Annotated in this window: 21 protein-coding genes; all 21 read left to right on the top strand. The window is 52.1% G+C overall.

Annotated features, from left to right (window positions below):
* Nucleotides 1-23: 23 nt before the first annotated feature.
* The 21 genes from glyA (at nucleotide 24) to nuoK (ending at nucleotide 16,284) form a co-directional block, all read left to right on the top strand.
* On the top strand, nucleotides 24-1,274 hold the full coding sequence (gene glyA / locus ACI48J_RS26190) for a serine hydroxymethyltransferase (protein ID WP_405080914.1): 1,251 nt from the start codon (nucleotides 24-26) through the stop codon (nucleotides 1,272-1,274).
* Between the two features lie 240 nt (nucleotides 1,275-1,514).
* On the top strand, nucleotides 1,515-2,144 hold the full coding sequence (upp, locus tag ACI48J_RS26185) for a uracil phosphoribosyltransferase (RefSeq protein ID WP_009676968.1): 630 nt from the start codon (nucleotides 1,515-1,517) through the stop codon (nucleotides 2,142-2,144).
* 25 nt (nucleotides 2,145-2,169) lie between these two features.
* Nucleotides 2,170-3,306: a non-hydrolyzing UDP-N-acetylglucosamine 2-epimerase gene (wecB, locus tag ACI48J_RS26180; RefSeq protein ID WP_326055317.1), complete on the top strand. Its 1,137-nt coding sequence runs from the start codon at nucleotides 2,170-2,172 to the stop codon at nucleotides 3,304-3,306.
* 197 nt (nucleotides 3,307-3,503) lie between these two features.
* Nucleotides 3,504-3,737 (top strand): AtpZ/AtpI family protein, encoded by a 234-nt coding sequence (locus tag ACI48J_RS26175; RefSeq protein WP_009677071.1) that lies wholly within the window; start codon nucleotides 3,504-3,506, stop codon nucleotides 3,735-3,737.
* Complete coding sequence (locus ACI48J_RS26170) at nucleotides 3,730-4,098, top strand: ATP synthase subunit I (protein WP_103996922.1); 369 nt, start codon at nucleotides 3,730-3,732, stop codon at nucleotides 4,096-4,098. Before ACI48J_RS26175 ends, ACI48J_RS26170 begins: the two co-directional genes overlap by 8 nt.
* A gap of 26 nt (nucleotides 4,099-4,124) precedes the next feature.
* On the top strand, nucleotides 4,125-4,904 hold the full coding sequence (atpB, locus tag ACI48J_RS26165; RefSeq protein ID WP_405080913.1) for a F0F1 ATP synthase subunit A: 780 nt from the start codon (nucleotides 4,125-4,127) through the stop codon (nucleotides 4,902-4,904).
* 106 nt (nucleotides 4,905-5,010) lie between these two features.
* The gene (gene atpE, locus ACI48J_RS26160; protein WP_068777401.1) at nucleotides 5,011-5,223 is read left to right on the top strand and encodes a F0F1 ATP synthase subunit C; all 213 of its coding nucleotides are present in this window, start codon (nucleotides 5,011-5,013) and stop codon (nucleotides 5,221-5,223) included.
* Between the two features lie 110 nt (nucleotides 5,224-5,333).
* The gene (gene atpF, locus ACI48J_RS26155) at nucleotides 5,334-5,819 is read left to right on the top strand and encodes a F0F1 ATP synthase subunit B (protein ID WP_042233891.1); all 486 of its coding nucleotides are present in this window, start codon (nucleotides 5,334-5,336) and stop codon (nucleotides 5,817-5,819) included.
* A complete protein-coding gene (locus ACI48J_RS26150; protein WP_009677091.1) occupies nucleotides 5,816-6,364 on the top strand; it encodes a F0F1 ATP synthase subunit delta in 549 nt (182 codons plus the stop codon). The genes atpF and ACI48J_RS26150 overlap by 4 nt, the downstream gene beginning before the upstream one ends.
* A 16-nt stretch (nucleotides 6,365-6,380) precedes the next feature.
* Entirely contained in the window at nucleotides 6,381-7,895 is a 1,515-nt protein-coding gene (gene atpA / locus ACI48J_RS26145) for a F0F1 ATP synthase subunit alpha (protein ID WP_326055310.1), read from the top strand.
* A gap of 48 nt (nucleotides 7,896-7,943) precedes the next feature.
* Nucleotides 7,944-8,807: an ATP synthase F1 subunit gamma gene (gene atpG, locus ACI48J_RS26140; RefSeq protein ID WP_405080912.1), complete on the top strand. Its 864-nt coding sequence runs from the start codon at nucleotides 7,944-7,946 to the stop codon at nucleotides 8,805-8,807.
* Nucleotides 8,808-8,851: 44 nt separating this feature from the next.
* Nucleotides 8,852-10,261, top strand: coding sequence for a F0F1 ATP synthase subunit beta (gene atpD / locus ACI48J_RS26135; RefSeq protein WP_326055307.1), 1,410 nt, complete (start codon nucleotides 8,852-8,854; stop codon nucleotides 10,259-10,261).
* Nucleotides 10,262-10,408: 147 nt separating this feature from the next.
* Complete coding sequence (locus ACI48J_RS26130; RefSeq protein WP_326055306.1) at nucleotides 10,409-10,813, top strand: F0F1 ATP synthase subunit epsilon; 405 nt, start codon at nucleotides 10,409-10,411, stop codon at nucleotides 10,811-10,813.
* Between the two features lie 190 nt (nucleotides 10,814-11,003).
* Nucleotides 11,004-11,369 carry an NADH-quinone oxidoreductase subunit A gene (locus tag ACI48J_RS26125; protein WP_009677054.1) on the top strand — a complete coding sequence of 122 codons (366 nt, stop codon included), beginning with the start codon at nucleotides 11,004-11,006 and terminating at the stop codon, nucleotides 11,367-11,369.
* Nucleotides 11,354-11,872 (top strand): NADH-quinone oxidoreductase subunit B family protein, encoded by a 519-nt coding sequence (locus ACI48J_RS26120; protein WP_009676983.1) that lies wholly within the window; start codon nucleotides 11,354-11,356, stop codon nucleotides 11,870-11,872. Before ACI48J_RS26125 ends, ACI48J_RS26120 begins: the two co-directional genes overlap by 16 nt.
* Nucleotides 11,869-12,840 (top strand): NADH-quinone oxidoreductase subunit C, encoded by a 972-nt coding sequence (locus tag ACI48J_RS26115; RefSeq protein ID WP_405080909.1) that lies wholly within the window; start codon nucleotides 11,869-11,871, stop codon nucleotides 12,838-12,840. The genes ACI48J_RS26120 and ACI48J_RS26115 overlap by 4 nt, the downstream gene beginning before the upstream one ends.
* A gap of 4 nt (nucleotides 12,841-12,844) precedes the next feature.
* Nucleotides 12,845-13,942: an NADH-quinone oxidoreductase subunit D gene (locus ACI48J_RS26110; protein ID WP_405080907.1), complete on the top strand. Its 1,098-nt coding sequence runs from the start codon at nucleotides 12,845-12,847 to the stop codon at nucleotides 13,940-13,942.
* On the top strand, nucleotides 13,942-14,949 hold the full coding sequence (gene nuoH / locus ACI48J_RS26105) for an NADH-quinone oxidoreductase subunit NuoH (RefSeq protein ID WP_326050612.1): 1,008 nt from the start codon (nucleotides 13,942-13,944) through the stop codon (nucleotides 14,947-14,949). Before ACI48J_RS26110 ends, nuoH begins: the two co-directional genes overlap by 1 nt.
* A gap of 46 nt (nucleotides 14,950-14,995) precedes the next feature.
* Nucleotides 14,996-15,448: an NADH-quinone oxidoreductase subunit NuoI gene (nuoI, locus tag ACI48J_RS26100; protein ID WP_042233867.1), complete on the top strand. Its 453-nt coding sequence runs from the start codon at nucleotides 14,996-14,998 to the stop codon at nucleotides 15,446-15,448.
* Entirely contained in the window at nucleotides 15,441-15,971 is a 531-nt protein-coding gene (locus ACI48J_RS26095) for an NADH-quinone oxidoreductase subunit J (protein WP_405080906.1), read from the top strand. The genes nuoI and ACI48J_RS26095 overlap by 8 nt, the downstream gene beginning before the upstream one ends.
* Nucleotide 15,972: 1 nt before the next feature.
* Nucleotides 15,973-16,284: an NADH-quinone oxidoreductase subunit NuoK gene (gene nuoK, locus ACI48J_RS26090; protein ID WP_009676991.1), complete on the top strand. Its 312-nt coding sequence runs from the start codon at nucleotides 15,973-15,975 to the stop codon at nucleotides 16,282-16,284.
* Nucleotides 16,285-16,335: the final 51 nt, after the last annotated feature.

Below are 16,335 nucleotides of genomic sequence, written 5' to 3'. Positions count from 1 at the left end.
AAATCCATGGGAGGTTGTTATAGATGGTAGAATTTTTGCGTAAACAGGACCCGAAAATCGTTGAGGCTATGAACCTGGAGCTTGGACGTCAACGCGACAAAATCGAGCTGATCGCTTCCGAAAACTTTGTAAGCCAGGCGGTTCTTGAAGCTATGGGCACTGTGCTGACGAACAAATACGCGGAAGGCTACCCGTCCAAGCGTTATTACGGCGGCTGCGAGTACGTGGATATCGTCGAAGATATCGCGCGCGACCGTGCGAAGGAACTTTTCGGGGCCGAGCATGCCAATGTACAGCCTCACTCCGGCGCTCAAGCGAATATGGCCGTTTATCTGGCCGCGCTGAAACCGGGCGATACAGTCCTGGGTATGAACCTGGCGCATGGCGGACACTTGACACACGGCAGCCCCGTCAACGCGTCCGGTATCCTCTATAATTTCGTAGCTTACGGCGTTAGCGAACAGGATTCCCGCATCGATTACGACGATGTCCGCAAAGCCGCGTTCAAACACAGACCCCGTCTGATCGTTGCAGGAGCAAGTGCTTACCCGCGCATCATCGATTTCGAGAAGCTGGGCCAAATCGCGAACGAAGTGGGCGCTCTGTTTATGGTGGACATGGCTCACATCGCAGGTCTTGTTGCGGCAGGTCTGCATCCGAACCCGGTTCCGCATGCCCATTTTGTCACGACAACGACTCACAAAACGCTTCGCGGACCGCGCGGCGGTTTGATTCTGTGCCGCAAGCCATGGGCTGCCGCAATCGACAAAGCCGTATTCCCGGGTTCCCAAGGCGGACCTCTGATGCACATCATCGCCGCTAAAGCCGTTGCGCTGGGAGAAGCCCTGCAAGCCGACTTCAAAACATACGGAAAGAACGTTATTGATAATGCCAAAGCGCTGGCTGAAGGTTTGACGGCCGAAGGCATCAACCTCGTTTCCGGCGGTACGGACAATCACCTGGTCTTGATCGACCTGCGCAGCCTGAACATCACGGGTAAAGACGCCGAGCATCTTCTTGACGAAGTGGGTGTGACCGTCAACAAGAACGCGATTCCGTTCGATCCGACGAGTCCTTTCGTAACCAGCGGTATCCGTATCGGTACGCCTGCCGCGACTTCCCGTGGAATGGATACGGAAGCCATGAAGCAAATCGCCAAGATTATCGCCCTTACGCTTAAAAATCCGACCGATTCCGCCGTTCACGACCAAGCCCGCGGACTCGTCAAAGAAGTTACTTCCAAATTCCCGCTTTACACGGGCTTGGAATATTAATTCTTCCTTATAAATAGCCTGCTATACCGGCGGGCGGCTAGTGAATTCGGGAACCCGCAAAGGGTTCCTTTTTTTATGAAAAAAAGTTGGCGGATTGTTTCTACAAAAGCGGATTCTTGTCATAAGAGAGTGTGCTTTTTGGGGAGGATATCTAAACAGACATATGATATAATGGACGAGGTTTGTGGAAAGTTGGAAAGACATCCAGATCAGCCAGATCGATATTCGGGAGGAAATACTATGAGTAAGGTGTTCATTTGCGACCACCCCTTGATTCAGCACAAACTCACATACATAAGAGACGTAAATACGAAAACCAAAGATTTCCGTGAATTGGTGGATGAAGTCGCCACTTTGATGGCGTACGAGATTACGCGTAATATCCAGTTGGAGAACATCCAGGTCAAAACGCCTGTAGCGACTGCGGACTGCCGGATTATTTCCGGACGCATGCTCGGGATTATCCCGATTCTCCGCGCAGGACTCGGCATGGTGGACGGGATTCTGAATCTGATTCCGGCTGCGAAAGTGGGCCATATCGGGCTGTATCGCGACCCCGAGACGCTTCAACCTGTCGAGTATTATGTGAAATTACCCACAGATGTACAGGAAAGAGAATTGATCGTCGTGGACCCTATGCTGGCGACGGGCGGTTCCGCTAACCTGGCTATCACCGCTTTGAAAAACCGCGGATGCGTGCAAATCAAGCTGATGTGCCTGATCGCCGCGCCTGAAGGGATCGAAGCCGTCCAGAAAGAACATCCGGACATTGACATCTATGTGGCCGCTATCGACGATTACCTGAACGACCATGGTTACATCATTCCCGGTCTGGGAGACGCGGGCGACCGTTTATTCGGTACGAAATAAAGTATTTTTGGGGGGACGTACGTTCATGAAAAGGTTGAAAGTCATTACGATTTTCGGTACAAGACCGGAAGCCATCAAGATGGCTCCGCTTATTTTGGAGCTTCAGAAGCATCCGGAACAGATTGAATCACTCGTGGCCGTAACGGCCCAGCATCGTCAAATGCTGGATCAGGTGCTTGAGTTGTTCAATATCCAGCCAGATTTCGACCTCAACGTCATGAAGGACCGTCAAACACTCAACGAAGTCACCATCCGGGTTCTTCAAGGCCTGGAGCCCGTTTTCCGCGAAGCGAAGCCGGACCTGATTCTGGTGCACGGCGATACGCTGACCACCTTCCTTGCCAGCTATGCGGCCTTCCTGCAGCAGATCAAAGTCGGCCATGTGGAAGCGGGCCTGCGGACCTGGAACAAGATGTCGCCGTATCCGGAAGAGATGAACCGTCAGCTGACGGGCGTCCTAGCGGATCTGCATTTTGCTCCGACCAACTGGTCGGCGGGCAATCTGCGCAAAGAGAATAAATCGGACAATTCGATTTATGTTACCGGCAACACCGTAACGGACGTGTTCCAGTACACCGTGAAGAAGGACTTCCATCATCCGGTTCTGGACTGGGCGGAAGGCAAGCGTCTCATCCTGATGACGGCCCACCGCAGAGAAGCGCAGGGCGAGCCGCACCGCCAGATCTTCAACGCGGTCAAGCGCATTGCGGACGAATTCGAGGATGTCGCGATCGTGTATCCGGTTCATCCGAGCCCGGCCGTTAAGGAACCGGCTTACGAAATTCTGGGCAACCACCCGAGAATTAAACTGATCGATCCGCTCGACGTGTTCGAGTTCCATAACTTCTATCCACACGCTTACATGATCCTGACGGATTCCGGCGGTCTTCAAGAAGAAGCTCCGTCGTTCGGTGTACCTGTTCTGGTGCTTCGTGACACTACGGAACGTCCGGAGGGCGTGGAAGCCGGTACTTTGGAGCTTGTAGGTACGGACGGACAGAAAGTTTACGAGCGGGCGCGCGCTTTACTCACCGATCCGCAAACGTATGATCGTATGAAGGGTGCTGCGAACCCTTACGGGGACGGACAAGCTTCCCGCAGAATCGTGCAGGGAATCCTTCACCATTTCGGCTATAAAACGGAAAAACCGGACTCTTTTTAACGCAACTCTTTCGACATTGTGACGATGCAATGACAAAGGTCACACTGTACAGTTCCACTGTTTGGTTTTAAATGCTGAAATCCCTTGATATACAAGGGATTTGGGCAGTACTGTTCACGAAATGTTTGATTTTATACGAATTGACAAAGTAGACTTTGCTCCGATACAATATATGAGGATTGATAGGGGTCAAAGCCATGAAAAACAAAGGAAACCGCGATAATCCTTGGAGGGCGGCCGGCCTTGTAGGCGCACTCGGGCTTGATATCGCTATCTGTACCCTGCTCGGCTACTTCGCCGCGAACTTCGCAGTCCAGCGTTTTGGCGGTCCGAGAAGCTGGATAGTAGCAGGCGTGATGCTTGGTCTCTTCGCGGGGATCGCTTCGGTTATCATGCTGCTTAAGAAGTTTCTGGAGGAACCCGATGAATGACCTGCTCAAGAAAGCTATGCGTATCGCACTTCTGCTTCTCGCCGCATGTTTACTGGTCTGGGCGCTAGTCCCTTCCGTACGCACGGTAGCTGCAGGATTATCAGTAGGTGCGGTTGCAAGCGGCATCAATGCTTTGCTCCTTCAGCGCAGAGTCGATTTGATCGGCAAAACCGTTGCAGAGCGGGGCGCACAGCGTATGAGTCTCGGATTTTTAAGCCGTCTGGCTACAGTGCTCCTTGCCGTTATGATTGCGCTTAAATTTCCACAACACCTTGATATCGCCTCAACCATTATTGGTTGCTTTTTGGTTCCATTTATACTTTTGCTAGTCGGCATTTTGAGTCGTCCACACAAACCGTAATGCATGGAAAGGGGTGAAATTGGAAAATGCATGAGTTTCCCGTGCTACACTTCGAAAATGGTATCGATATTGACATTTCAACCTTTTTGGCGATTATCGTATCCTGCGTGGTTGTGTTAGTCCTGGCTCTTCTGTCCGTGCGGAACCTGTCCGTCGACAAACCTTCCAAATTGCAAAACTTTATGGAATGGGTCGTTGAGTTCGTTCATAACACGATTGCGAGTACGATGCCGCTCAGCAAGGCAAAGTCCTACATTTCGTTAGGATTGACATTAATTATGTTTATCTTTGTCTCCAACCTTCTCGGTCTTCCGTTCGGTATCGTAACCGACCATCATCATGGATTTACGCTATTCGGTCAGCAGGTCTTGACGGATGCCCGTATTCATGAGCTGGAGGCAGCAGGCAAGCATGCTTCTGTGGCTTGGTGGAAATCACCGACAGCCGACCTTTCCGTAACGTCCGCACTCGCCCTGATGGTGTTTGTTATGACGAATACACTCGGTTTAACACAGAACACGAAACATTATTTGAAGCATTACTTTGAGCCGTTCTGGTTCTTCCTGCCGCTGAACATCATTAAAGAGCTTTCCAAGCCGTTGACGCTTGCTCTTCGTCTGTTCGCGAACATCTTTGCGGGTGAGGTTCTGATCTCCACCATTATGATGCTGGGTGTTGTAGGGATACCGCTGCTCGCCGTTTGGCAGGGCTTCAGTATCTTCGTAGGTGCCATCCAGGCATTCTTGTTCACCATCCTTACCATGGTTTACATTTCCCAAGCTACCGTTCATCATGAAGATCACTAAATGATCGGCTCGGCTGCGATTAGCAGCTCTGCGCGGCTTCCGCAAGGCGTGGGATCCATATACACATTACAGGTACAAAACCTATTTTCTGAGGAGGAAATTTTTCATGGAATTCCTGGCAGCAGCATTAGCAATCGGTTTGGGCGCACTTGGCGCTGGTATTGGTAACGGTCTGATCGTAAGCAAGACAGTAGAAGGTATCGCTCGTCAACCTGAGCTTCGTGGTACTCTGCAAACAACCATGTTTATCGGTGTTGGTATCGTCGAGGTTGTTCCGATTATCGGTGTCGTTCTGGGCTTCCTGATTTTCTTCAGCTAATTCGCATAGCCTCGGTTGGGCGGGGAAGGCCTGAGCCATCCGCGCCTTCGCTATGAATTAGGTTCTTGAAGAATCGCCCCAGTACACAGTTACGGAAAGGAGTGACTCGAATGTCTTGGAATTGGGAATCGTTCGTATTCGCGCTTGTCGCGTTCGGAATTCTATACTGGCTGCTCAGCAAATACGCCTTCGGTCCGTTGCTCGCAACGATGGAAGAGCGCAGAAAGCTGATTGCCGACCAGATGAACTCTGCTGACGCAAGTCGTGTTCAAGCCGAGCAAATGCTCGAAGAACAGAAGCAGGTAATTCAAGAGGCACGTAAAGAAGCTTACCAAATGATCGAGCAAGCTAAATTGACGAGCTCCAAGCAAGCCGAAGAAATCGTCGATAAAGCGAAAAGCGAAGCGGACCGCGTGAAGGAAGAAGCGGTACGCGAGATCGAAAGCGAGAAAAACAAAGCGGTTGCAGCACTGCGCGGTCAAGTTAGCGCTATGTCCGTTATGATCGCTTCTAAAATTATTGAAAAGCAAGTTGACGAAAAGTCACAGGAAGAATTGGTGAACCATTACCTGAATGAGGTAGGGGGATCTAAATGAGTGACATCGTGGTAGCGAAAAGATATGCGAAAGCACTTTTTGAAGCTGCGAAGGAGCAGAACACGGTCGCTCAAGTTGAAACTGAACTGACCGAGATTGTTCAGACGATCCAGGATCATGCGGAACTGCGCAGCGTTCTGGATCATCCGAATATCGACGTGCCTGCGAAACGTCAGCTTTTGTCGAACATCTTTGCGGATCGGATTTCTCCGCTCGTTATGAATACGATTAAACTCCTGATCGATAGAAGACGGCAATCCCTGCTTCCTATTGTACTGTCCGACTTTGTTCAGATTTCCAACGAGTCGCTTGGCCAGGCAGACGCTACAATTTACACAGCCCTGCCGCTGTCTGAAGTACAAGTCAAGGAAATTGCAGACAACTTTAGCCGTATGACCGGCAAACAAATTCGTGTACAGACGGTAGTCGACCCGAGCTTGCTTGGCGGCATTACTGTTCGGATCGGTGACCGTCTATACGACGGCAGTTTGGCTGGCAAACTCGAACGTTTGGAAAAATCGCTGAAACAAGCTCAAGCAATGTAGATAGGGGTGAGGTTCGTTGAGTATCAGACCTGATGAAATCAGCACGCTGATTAAGCAGCAAATCGAAAATTATACAGCAGATCTGCAAGTCGTTGAAGTCGGTACGGTTATCACTATCGGTGACGGTATCGCTCGTGTGCACGGCTTGGAGAACGTCATGGCCGGTGAGCTTCTCGAGTTCGCCAACGGCGTTGTGGGCATGGCGCAGAACCTGGAAGAAAACAATGTAGGTATCATCATTCTCGGACCGTATTCCGACATCCGCGAAGGTGACCAAGTTAAGCGTACAGGCCGCATCATGCAGGTGCCTGTAGGCGAAGCGCTGCTCGGACGCGTTGTTAACGCCCTGGGTATGCCGATTGACGGCAAAGGACCGATCGAAGCTTCCGGATACCGTCCGGTTGAATCCGCGGCTCCTGGCGTTATGGCGCGTAAATCCGTACATGAGCCTATGCAGACCGGTATCAAGGCGATTGACGCGCTTGTACCGATCGGCCGCGGCCAGCGTGAGCTGATCATCGGTGACCGTCAAACCGGTAAAACGGCGATTGCCATCGATACGATCATCAACCAAAAAGGCAACGGCGTGAAATGTATCTACGTGGCTATCGGTCAAAAGCAATCCACCGTTTCCAACGTAGTGGATACACTTCGCCGCAACGGTGCTCTCGATTACACGATCGTCGTAACCGCGAGTGCATCCGAACCGGCTCCATTGCTCTTCCTGGCTCCTTATTCCGGCTGCGCAATGGGCGAATACTTCATGTACAAAGGCGAGCATGTCCTGATCGTTTATGACGATCTGTCCAAACAAGCCGCCGCTTATCGTGAGCTTTCCCTGCTCCTCCGTCGTCCACCGGGCCGTGAGGCTTATCCGGGTGACGTATTCTACCTTCACTCCCGTTTGCTTGAGCGTGCAGCTAAGCTGAACGACGAGCTGGGCGGAGGCTCCATCACGGCGCTTCCATTCATCGAAACTCAAGCGAGTGACGTATCGGCGTACATTCCGACCAACGTAATTTCCATTACGGACGGTCAAATCTTCCTGGAATCCGACTTGTTCTATTCCGGTCAGCGTCCGGCCATCAACGTGGGTATCTCCGTATCCCGTGTAGGTAGCTCCGCTCAAGTGAAAGCCATGAAGAAAGTTGCCGGTACCCTGAAGACTGACCTTGCCCAATATCGCGAATTGGCTGCTTTCTCGCAGTTCGGTTCCGACCTTGATAAAGCAACGCTTTCCCGTTTGAACCGTGGTGAGCGTACACTGGAAATCCTGAAGCAGGGTATTAACGAACCGATGCCTTTCGAACAACAGGTTATCAGCATCTATGCCGCTACTAAAGGTTTCCTGGACGAACTGCCGGTTAAAGACATTACCCGTTTCGAAAAAGAATTCCTTGCATACCTCGATGCCAACAAACCGGAAATCGCCAGCTCCATCCGCGACACGAAGGATCTTACTTCCGACACGGAAAAAGCGCTGGTTGCAGCTATCGAGACATTCCGTAAAGGATTCTCGGTATCCGAATAATTATGAGAATTTGCGATTCCATAATCAAGCTGCAGGGGGTGAAACGGTATGGCTAAGGGTATACGCGAGATTAAGCGTCAGATTAAGAGCAAACAGAACACAAGGCAGATCACTAAAGCAATGGAGATGGTCGCGGCTTCCAAGCTGAAGCGCGCTCAAACCAATGCGGAGGCTTCCCGTCCTTATGCGGATAAGATCCGCGAAGTGGTGTTTAGTGTGGCTGCCGGCTCGAAGGGCGTTCAGCATCCGATGCTCCAGGTTCGTGAAGTCAAACGCACGGGATATCTGGTCTTGACTTCAGACCGCGGACTCGCTGGCGGTTTTAACGCCAACGTGCTTCGGAAGGCGTTAAATGCTATTCGTGAGCGGCATAAATCTACGGATGAATATGCGGTTTTCGTTGTCGGCCGCAAAGGCAAGGATTTCTTCAAGCGGAGAAACATCCCGGTCTTTGACGAAGTCACAGGCCTTAGCGATTCTCCGACGTTCGCCGATATCAAGCAGCTCGCTTCGTCCGCTGTGCAGAACTTCATCGACGGCAATTACGACGAGCTGTACGTCTATTACAACCAGTTCCATAACGCAATTACGCAAACGCCGGTTGAGAAAAAACTGCTGCCGCTCGAGCAGCCGGAGTCCGGCAGCAGCGCTGTCTCTTCCTACGAATATGAGCCCTCCGCCGAAGGCGTTCTGGAAGTGCTGCTTCCGAAGTATGCGGAAACGGTCATTTTCAGCGCCGTGCTGGAAAGCAAAGCGAGCGAATTCGGCGCGCGTATGACCGCTATGGGTAGCGCGACGAAGAATGCGACGAAGATGATTGCAGAGCTTACACTTTCCTACAACCGTGCACGTCAGGCGGCAATTACCCAGGAAATCTCGGAGATTGTTGCCGGTGCAAACGCATTGAACTAATGCGCAGTGCGGAACTAAGCATTTGAGTACAGGAGGGAAATACAATGAGCAAAGGACGTGTTGTTCAGGTCTTGGGACCGGTTGTCGACATCGAGTTCGAACGTGGACATCTTCCCGAGATTCTGAATGCCATTAAAATTCAAAAAACTGCTCAATCCGCTGATCAAGAAAACAGCGAAGTGACAGTTGAAGTTGCCGTACACCTTGGCGACAACCAAGTACGCTGTGTAGCTATGTCTTCCACGGACGGTCTCGTGCGCGGAATGGCAGCTATCGATACGGGTGCCGCTATCTCCGTACCGGTCGGTCCTGCTACACTGGGTCGTGTATACAACGTACTGGGCGATCCGATCGACGGTAAAGGTCCTGCGGACCGGACCCTGACATCCCCGATTCACAAGCAAGCTCCCGAGTATGTCAACCTGACGACTCAAGCCGAGATGCTGGAAACGGGTATCAAGGTTATCGACCTTCTTGCTCCTTACATGAAGGGCGGAAAGATCGGTCTCTTCGGTGGTGCGGGTGTAGGTAAAACCGTAACCATGCAAGAGCTTATTCATAACATCGCGCAAGAGCATGGCGGTATCTCCGTATTTGCCGGCGTAGGTGAAAGAACACGTGAAGGTAACGACCTCTATCACGAGATGAGTGATTCCGGCGTTATCGCCAAGACCGCAATGGTGTTCGGTCAAATGAACGAACCTCCAGGCGCGCGTCTGCGTGTTGCTCTTTCCGGTCTGACTATGGCCGAGTATTTCCGTGATGAGGAAGGCCGTGACGTACTTCTGTTCATCGACAACATCTTCCGTTTCACACAAGCGGGTTCCGAAGTTTCCGCCCTCCTCGGACGTATGCCGTCCGCGGTAGGTTACCAGCCTACGCTGGCAACCGAAATGGGTCAACTTCAAGAGCGTATTACTTCCACAACCAAAGGTTCCGTAACGTCGATTCAAGCGATCTACGTACCGGCGGATGACTATACTGACCCGGCTCCGGCAACTGCGTTTGCCCACTTGGACGCAACGACTAACCTCGAGCGTTCCATTGCCGCGAAAGGTATCTTCCCGGCCGTTGACCCGCTTGCTTCTTCTTCCCGTATCCTGACTCCTCAGGTAGTAGGCGAAGAGCATTATGAAGTGGCGCAAGGCGTTAAGCGTCTGCTTCAGCGTTACAAAGAACTTCAAGATATTATTGCGATCCTCGGTATGGACGAGTTGAGCGAAGAAGACAAGATTGCCGTTAACCGCGCAAGACGCGTAGAACGCTTCCTGTCCCAGCCGCTCCACGTTGCCGAAGCGTTTAACGGTATGCCAGGTCTCTACTGCCCGGTTAAAGAAACCGTACGCAGCTTTAGAGAACTGCTTGACGGCAAGCATGACGACCTGCCGGAAGCAGCTTTCGTTAACGTAGGTTCGATTGATGAGGCCGTTGAAAAGGCAAGAACGATGGTATAAGCAATCGGGTCATGCGGGCATCTGCCCGCTTTCCCGGGTTTGATCCGAGTCGGGGAGGAGATCTCTCGCAGAACCCTTCTCTCTGACAAGGTGAAAAGCTTACGAAGCGAACGAACTTTCTAGCGAAAGTTCTGGGGAGGAATGAGCGTGAGTACTTTCCTTTTGGAAATCGTAACTCCGGAGCGCATCGTATATACCCAGAATGTTCACATGGTAAGTGTCGACGGCATCGAAGGCCAACTTGGCATTCTTCCGAACCACATTCCGTTTGTGACACCTTTGAAAATCGCACCCGCCACGATCAAGCTTGAGAATGGCAAACAAGAAACCGTCGCTTTGAACGGCGGCTTCATGGAAGTGCGCAAAGATAAGGTTGTCATCTTGGCGGAAAGTGCGGAGCTGCCTGGCGACATTGACATCGAACGTGCGAAGTCTGCGAAGGAACGCGCCGAGAAACGTTTAACGGGTAAGAAGGACGAAGCTGATTTCCAGCGCGCCGAGCTTTCTCTTAAACGGGCGTTGAACCGGATCGGGGTTTACGAGCATAAATAAGCAAGAAGAACAGAGGACGTTCATGCGTCTTCTGTTTTTTTTATTTTCCAAGAAAGAATACGCTTACAGCTGAAATCATTTTCATTAGACACATTTTTTGAGCGTATGCTATAATTGGAAAGGTGTTACATTACCAAATTTTATGAGATGATTCAAGATTTCTTATGAAAATGGAGGCGATTTCAAGCAGATGTACGCGGTAAAGTATGTGATCGTAGCCATTTTCGTCGCACTCGGCATTTTGCTTCCGGTTGCAGCTCTTACGATCGGCAGATGGCTTAGACCCAACAAGCCGAACGAAGACAAGGCGACCACTTACGAAAGCGGAAATGAGCCGGTAGGAGAAGGTCAGGTCAGGTTCAATATCCGGTATTATCTTTTCGCCTTAATGTTTGTCATTTTCGATGTAGAAACCGTATTTTTGTATCCGTGGGCCGTGGCGTATAACAAGCTGGGGCTGTTTGCACTGGTAGAAATGTGTATTTTTGTCCTGCTTCTCGGTGTCGGGCTACTCTATGCTTGGAAGAAGAAGGTGCTGCAATGGACTTCAATTTAGAGTCGATAACTCCGGAGGATCGTGCCGAACTGGATCGTAACGTGTTTATGACAACCCTGGAGCAGGTTAAAGCCTGGGCAAGAAGCAATTCTTTGTGGCCGCTCACTTTCGGTCTTGCCTGCTGTGCCATTGAAATGATGGGTACGGGCGCATCGCATTATGATCTGGACCGTTTTGGCGTTATTTTCAGGACATCTCCCCGCCAATCCGATGTGATGATTGTAGCAGGTACGGTGACGAAGAAAATGGCTCCGCTGCTGCGCCGTCTGTACGATCAAATGCCGGAACCGAAGTGGGTCATTGCGATGGGGTCCTGCGCTACGGCGGGCGGTCCGTACGTAAAATCTTATGCGGTTGTAAAAGGCGTCGATCAGGTGGTTCCGGTTGATGTATATATTCCGGGCTGTCCCCCGAATCCGGCGGCATTGATTTATGGAATCAATAAACTTCAGGAGAAAATCCGTTACGAGGCGAAAACCGGAAAGCAGGTGACGAACCTGTGACTGATAAGGAAAAGGAAAATCCGCAGGAAACCGATATTCGATCAAAACCGACAAAATCAGACGAAAAATTGGAAGCGAATACAATTGAATATAAGGAAAAACAAGGCATTTTGTCGAAAGAAGAAAATGACGAGTTACATACAAGTTCAGAGAGCACGGGATTAGCGGGGGACGGCGCGACGCCTCCGGCCAGTTCGTCCGGGCAGAGCGCCTCGGCGTCCGGCAGCGGCGAATCGGCGCCGGAGATCCCGGCGTCCGGTGCTGCACAGCGCCCGGACGCAGCCCGTGCGGCCGCGCGAAGCGCCGCTGCCGCCGGAGCCGGCGGCACCGCTCCGGCCGCGGCCAACGGCGCTGCCCCGACTGAGGGGGCAGCGGCCGAGGACGGCGGCGACAAAGCGAAAGCCGCCGCCGAAGCTCGCGCAGCCCGTGCGGCGGCCCGCGCCGCCAAAACCGCGGCTCCGGCGGAGGATGCCCCGCCGAAGCCGCCGTCCCCGAACCAGCCGCTGCTGGACCGGCTGGTCGAGATCTTGAAGGGAGAGGTGGCCGACAACGCCGTTGATGAAGCGTTCATCAACGAGATCGACGGCCACCGTCCCTTCGTGGTTATCCGCGGCGAGCACTGGGTGCGTGCCGCGGAGGTCTTCCTGCAGCACGAGGAGCTGCAGTGCGGCTACCTGCGCAGCGTGAGCGGCGTAGACCTCGGCAGCCAGCTGGAAGTGGTTTACCATCTGCTCTCTATCCCGCTGCGCAAAGAATACGGAGTCCGCGTGCGCACAGAGCGGGAGGCTCCGTCCGTTCCCTCCGTCGTTTCCGTATGGCCGACCGCGGACTGGAACGAGCGGGAAATCTATGACCTGCTGGGCATTGATTTTCCCGGCCACCCCAACCTGACGCGCATCATGATGCCGGACGAGTGGGTCGGCCACCCGCTGCGCAAAGATTACGAAGCGTACGACCCGGAGGTGTAGCGTTTTGTTACGGACAGAAGAACTGCTGCTTAACGTAGGGCCTCAGCATCCGAGTACCCATGGGGTATTCCGGATTATCGTCAAGCTGGACGGGGAGATTATCCGCGAGGCGATCCCGGTAATGGGTTACCTGCACCGCGGTACCGAGAAGCTGGCGGAGAATCTCAATTACACACAAATTATTCCTTATACGGACCGGATGGATTACGTTTCAGCCATGACAAACAATTATGTACTGGTCAATGCGGTCGAACGGATGCTTGGCCTGCAAATACCGGAAAGAGCCGAATATTTGCGTATTCTGGTTATGGAGCTTCAGCGGATTGCCAGTCATCTGGTCTGGTGGGGAACTTATTTGCTCGATATCGGAGCGATGAGCCCGTTTCTTTATGCGTTCCGCGACCGGGAGATGATTATCGACTTTTTCAATGAGCTGTGCGGCGCCAGACTTACCTACAATTATATGCGTGTCGGCGGGGTCAAATGGGATGCCCCGGAAGGCTGGCTGGACAAAATCCGGGCATTTATCCCTTACATGAAGAGTAAGCTGGAAGAGTATGACCGTCTTGTCAGCGGCAATGAAATTTTTCTCGCTCGGATCAAAGGCGTAGGCCGTTACGATGCCGATACGGCTATCGCTTACGGATTAAGCGGGGCGAACCTGCGTTGTACCGGCGTGAAATGGGACTTGCGTAAGGATCAGCCCTACTGCATTTATGACCGTTTCGATTTTGACGTACCGGTGGGAACCAATGGCGACTGCTACGACCGTTATCTCATTAGACTGGAAGAGATCGTTCAATCCCTGCATATCATCGAGCAGGCGCTGGATCAGATTCCCGAAGGCGATACGATGGGAAAAGCTCCCCGGGTCATCAAGCCGCCGGAAGGCGATATTTATGCGCCGATCGAATCACCGAGGGGGGAAATCGGCTGTTTTATTATGTCCAAAGGGCGGCCTGAACCGTTCCGGCTGAAGTTCCGCCGCCCCTCCTTCGTGAATCTTCAAATTTTACCGAAGCTGCTGGTCGGGGAAACCATGACGAACCTGATTACCATTCTCGGCGGGATTGATATCGTTGTAGGGGAGGTGGACGGCTGATGCTGGATCTGGTCGGACAACCGCTGACATGGACGACGGGGCTTATTTTCGCGGCCTACGGTGTCGTGCTGCTTCTTATCATCCTGGGATTCGTAACATATGCCATCTACTTCGAGCGAAAAGTCATCGGCTGGATGCAGGGGAGATACGGCCCCAACCGTGTAGGTCCGCTGGGACTGCTGCAAACGGTCGCTGACGTGTTTAAGCTCCTTATCAAGGAAGATACCATTCCGCGCAAAGCGGACCGGGAGCTGTTCATTCTCGCGCCTGTGCTTACGTTTATCCCGGCGTTCGTCGTTGTGGCGACGATTCCGTTCACGGCGAATCTCATTCATGCCGATCTTGATGTCGGCCTTCTTTATTACGTGGCGCTGTCCGGTATTTCCACCCTGGGAATGATTCTCGGCGGTTGGGCTTCCAACAACAAATATGCCCTGCTCGGCGGCATGCGGTCAGCCGCCCAAATGATCAGCTACGAGGTTCCTCTCGTCATTTCCGTGATCGGGGTCATCATGATGACCGGCACCTTGAACCTTCATAAAATCGTGGAAGCCCAAGGCGATAACTTCTGGAACTGGAATTTCCTCCCCCAGATCGTCGGTTTTATCGTCTTCGTCATTGCGGGCGTGTCCGAGCTGAACCGCACCCCGTTTGACCTGCCTGAAGCCGAATCGGAACTTGTAGCCGGGTACCATGTCGAATACAGCGGATTCCGTTTCGCTTTCTTCATGCTTGCGGAATATGTGTACGTCTTTGCGATCGCTTCTTTAACGACGGTCCTTTTCCTGGGCGGCTGGCACGCTCCTTTTGCTTTTCTCACTTTTATTCCCGGCCTTGTCTGGTTTCTGCTTAAATTCTCGTTTATTGTCTTCTTCTTTTTCTGGATCAGGGCGACTTTGCCCCGAATCCGGATTGATCAGCTGATGGGACTCGGCTGGAAGGTTCTTTTGCCTCTGGCGCTGCTCAATATTTTTATAACGGCTCTCTACATGGGTCTTACCGGATAACGCGGCCGCTGCCGTTCTATGAAGTCGTAAAAGGAGGAGAGGGCCAGTGAAAGGTCTTATCAAAGGATTAGGCGTTACACTCAAAACGATGACCCAGAAAAAAGTGACCTACGCTTATCCCGATGTGCCCCTGCAAATGCCGGACCGGTTCCGGGGAATCCAGCATTTCGAACCGGACAAATGTATTGTCTGCAATATGTGCGCGAAAGTGTGTCCTACGGAGTGTATTACCTTGACAGGGAAGCCCAATCCCGATCCCGATAAAAAGGGCAAAATTATCGACACCTACGATATCAATTTTGAAATCTGCATCCTTTGCGATCTGTGCACGGAAGTTTGTCCGACCGAAGCGATTGTGATGACCAACCACTTTGAATTGAGCGCCTACAGCCGTGACGAGCTGTTTAAAGATATGAAGTGGCTCACGGACAACAACACGCTGGTGCGTAAAGAAAACAACTCCGCTCTTCCCAAAGGAGGCGCGAAGAAGGATGTTTAGCGGTTTAGGAAGCTTTTTGTCGCAGGGGGAGAACTGGTGGTTTCTTCTGTTTGCCATCTGTGCGATAGGAGGCGCCATCTATATGATCACCTTCACGAAAGTCGTTCATATGGTGCTGTCCGTTGCTTTTACGTTCGTGAGTCTGGCCGGGCTCTACGTGCTGCTGGAAGCGGAGTTTGTCGGTTTTGTCCAGATTCTGATCTATGCGGGAGCCATCTCGATCCTGATGATTTTCGGCATTATGATGACCAACCACCGTGCTGAAGAGAAGGCCATGAGCGGGCCGGTTCAGAAGATTCTACTCGGTATCGGGTCGTTGGGACTCTTCGGCATCCTGTTCTATGCGATTCAAAATACGACCTTTCCGTCGGCCTCAGGCTCTCTTCAAACCGGGCAGGATAATACGCTTGAGATCGGAAAACTGCTGTACAACGAATACGTCATTCCGTTCGAAATTATGTCCGTGCTGCTGACGGTCGCCTTTATCGGAGCGATTGTCGTTGCCAAAAGAGAGGAGGATTAACGTGACAAGTGTCGTGACTCCTTATCTGACTCTGGCGGCCATCTTGTTCTGTATCGGTTTGTACGGGGCTTTGTCCAAGAGGAACGGTGTCATCGTTCTCCTCTCCATCGAACTGATGCTCAACGCCGTGAACCTGAATCTGGTCGCATTCGCCAAAATGGGCGCGCAACCCGCGCTGACCGGGCAAGTTTTTTCCTTGTTCACCATCACGGTAGCGGCAGCGGAAGCGGCTGTTGGCGTCGCTATCCTGATTGCTCTCTACCGCAATAAGGGAACGGGCAACGTGGATGAAATGAACTCCATGAAGCATTAGCGGCGAACGGTGCGGCTCTTATCCTCATCTTTGATTGGCAGAGCTGTCTAA

The organism is Paenibacillus chitinolyticus (genome assembly GCF_045038035.1).
GTDB classification, from domain to species: domain Bacteria; phylum Bacillota; class Bacilli; order Paenibacillales; family NBRC-103111; genus Paenibacillus_F; species Paenibacillus_F chitinolyticus_A.
This window is presented reverse-complemented; position numbering and strand designations above follow the sequence as displayed.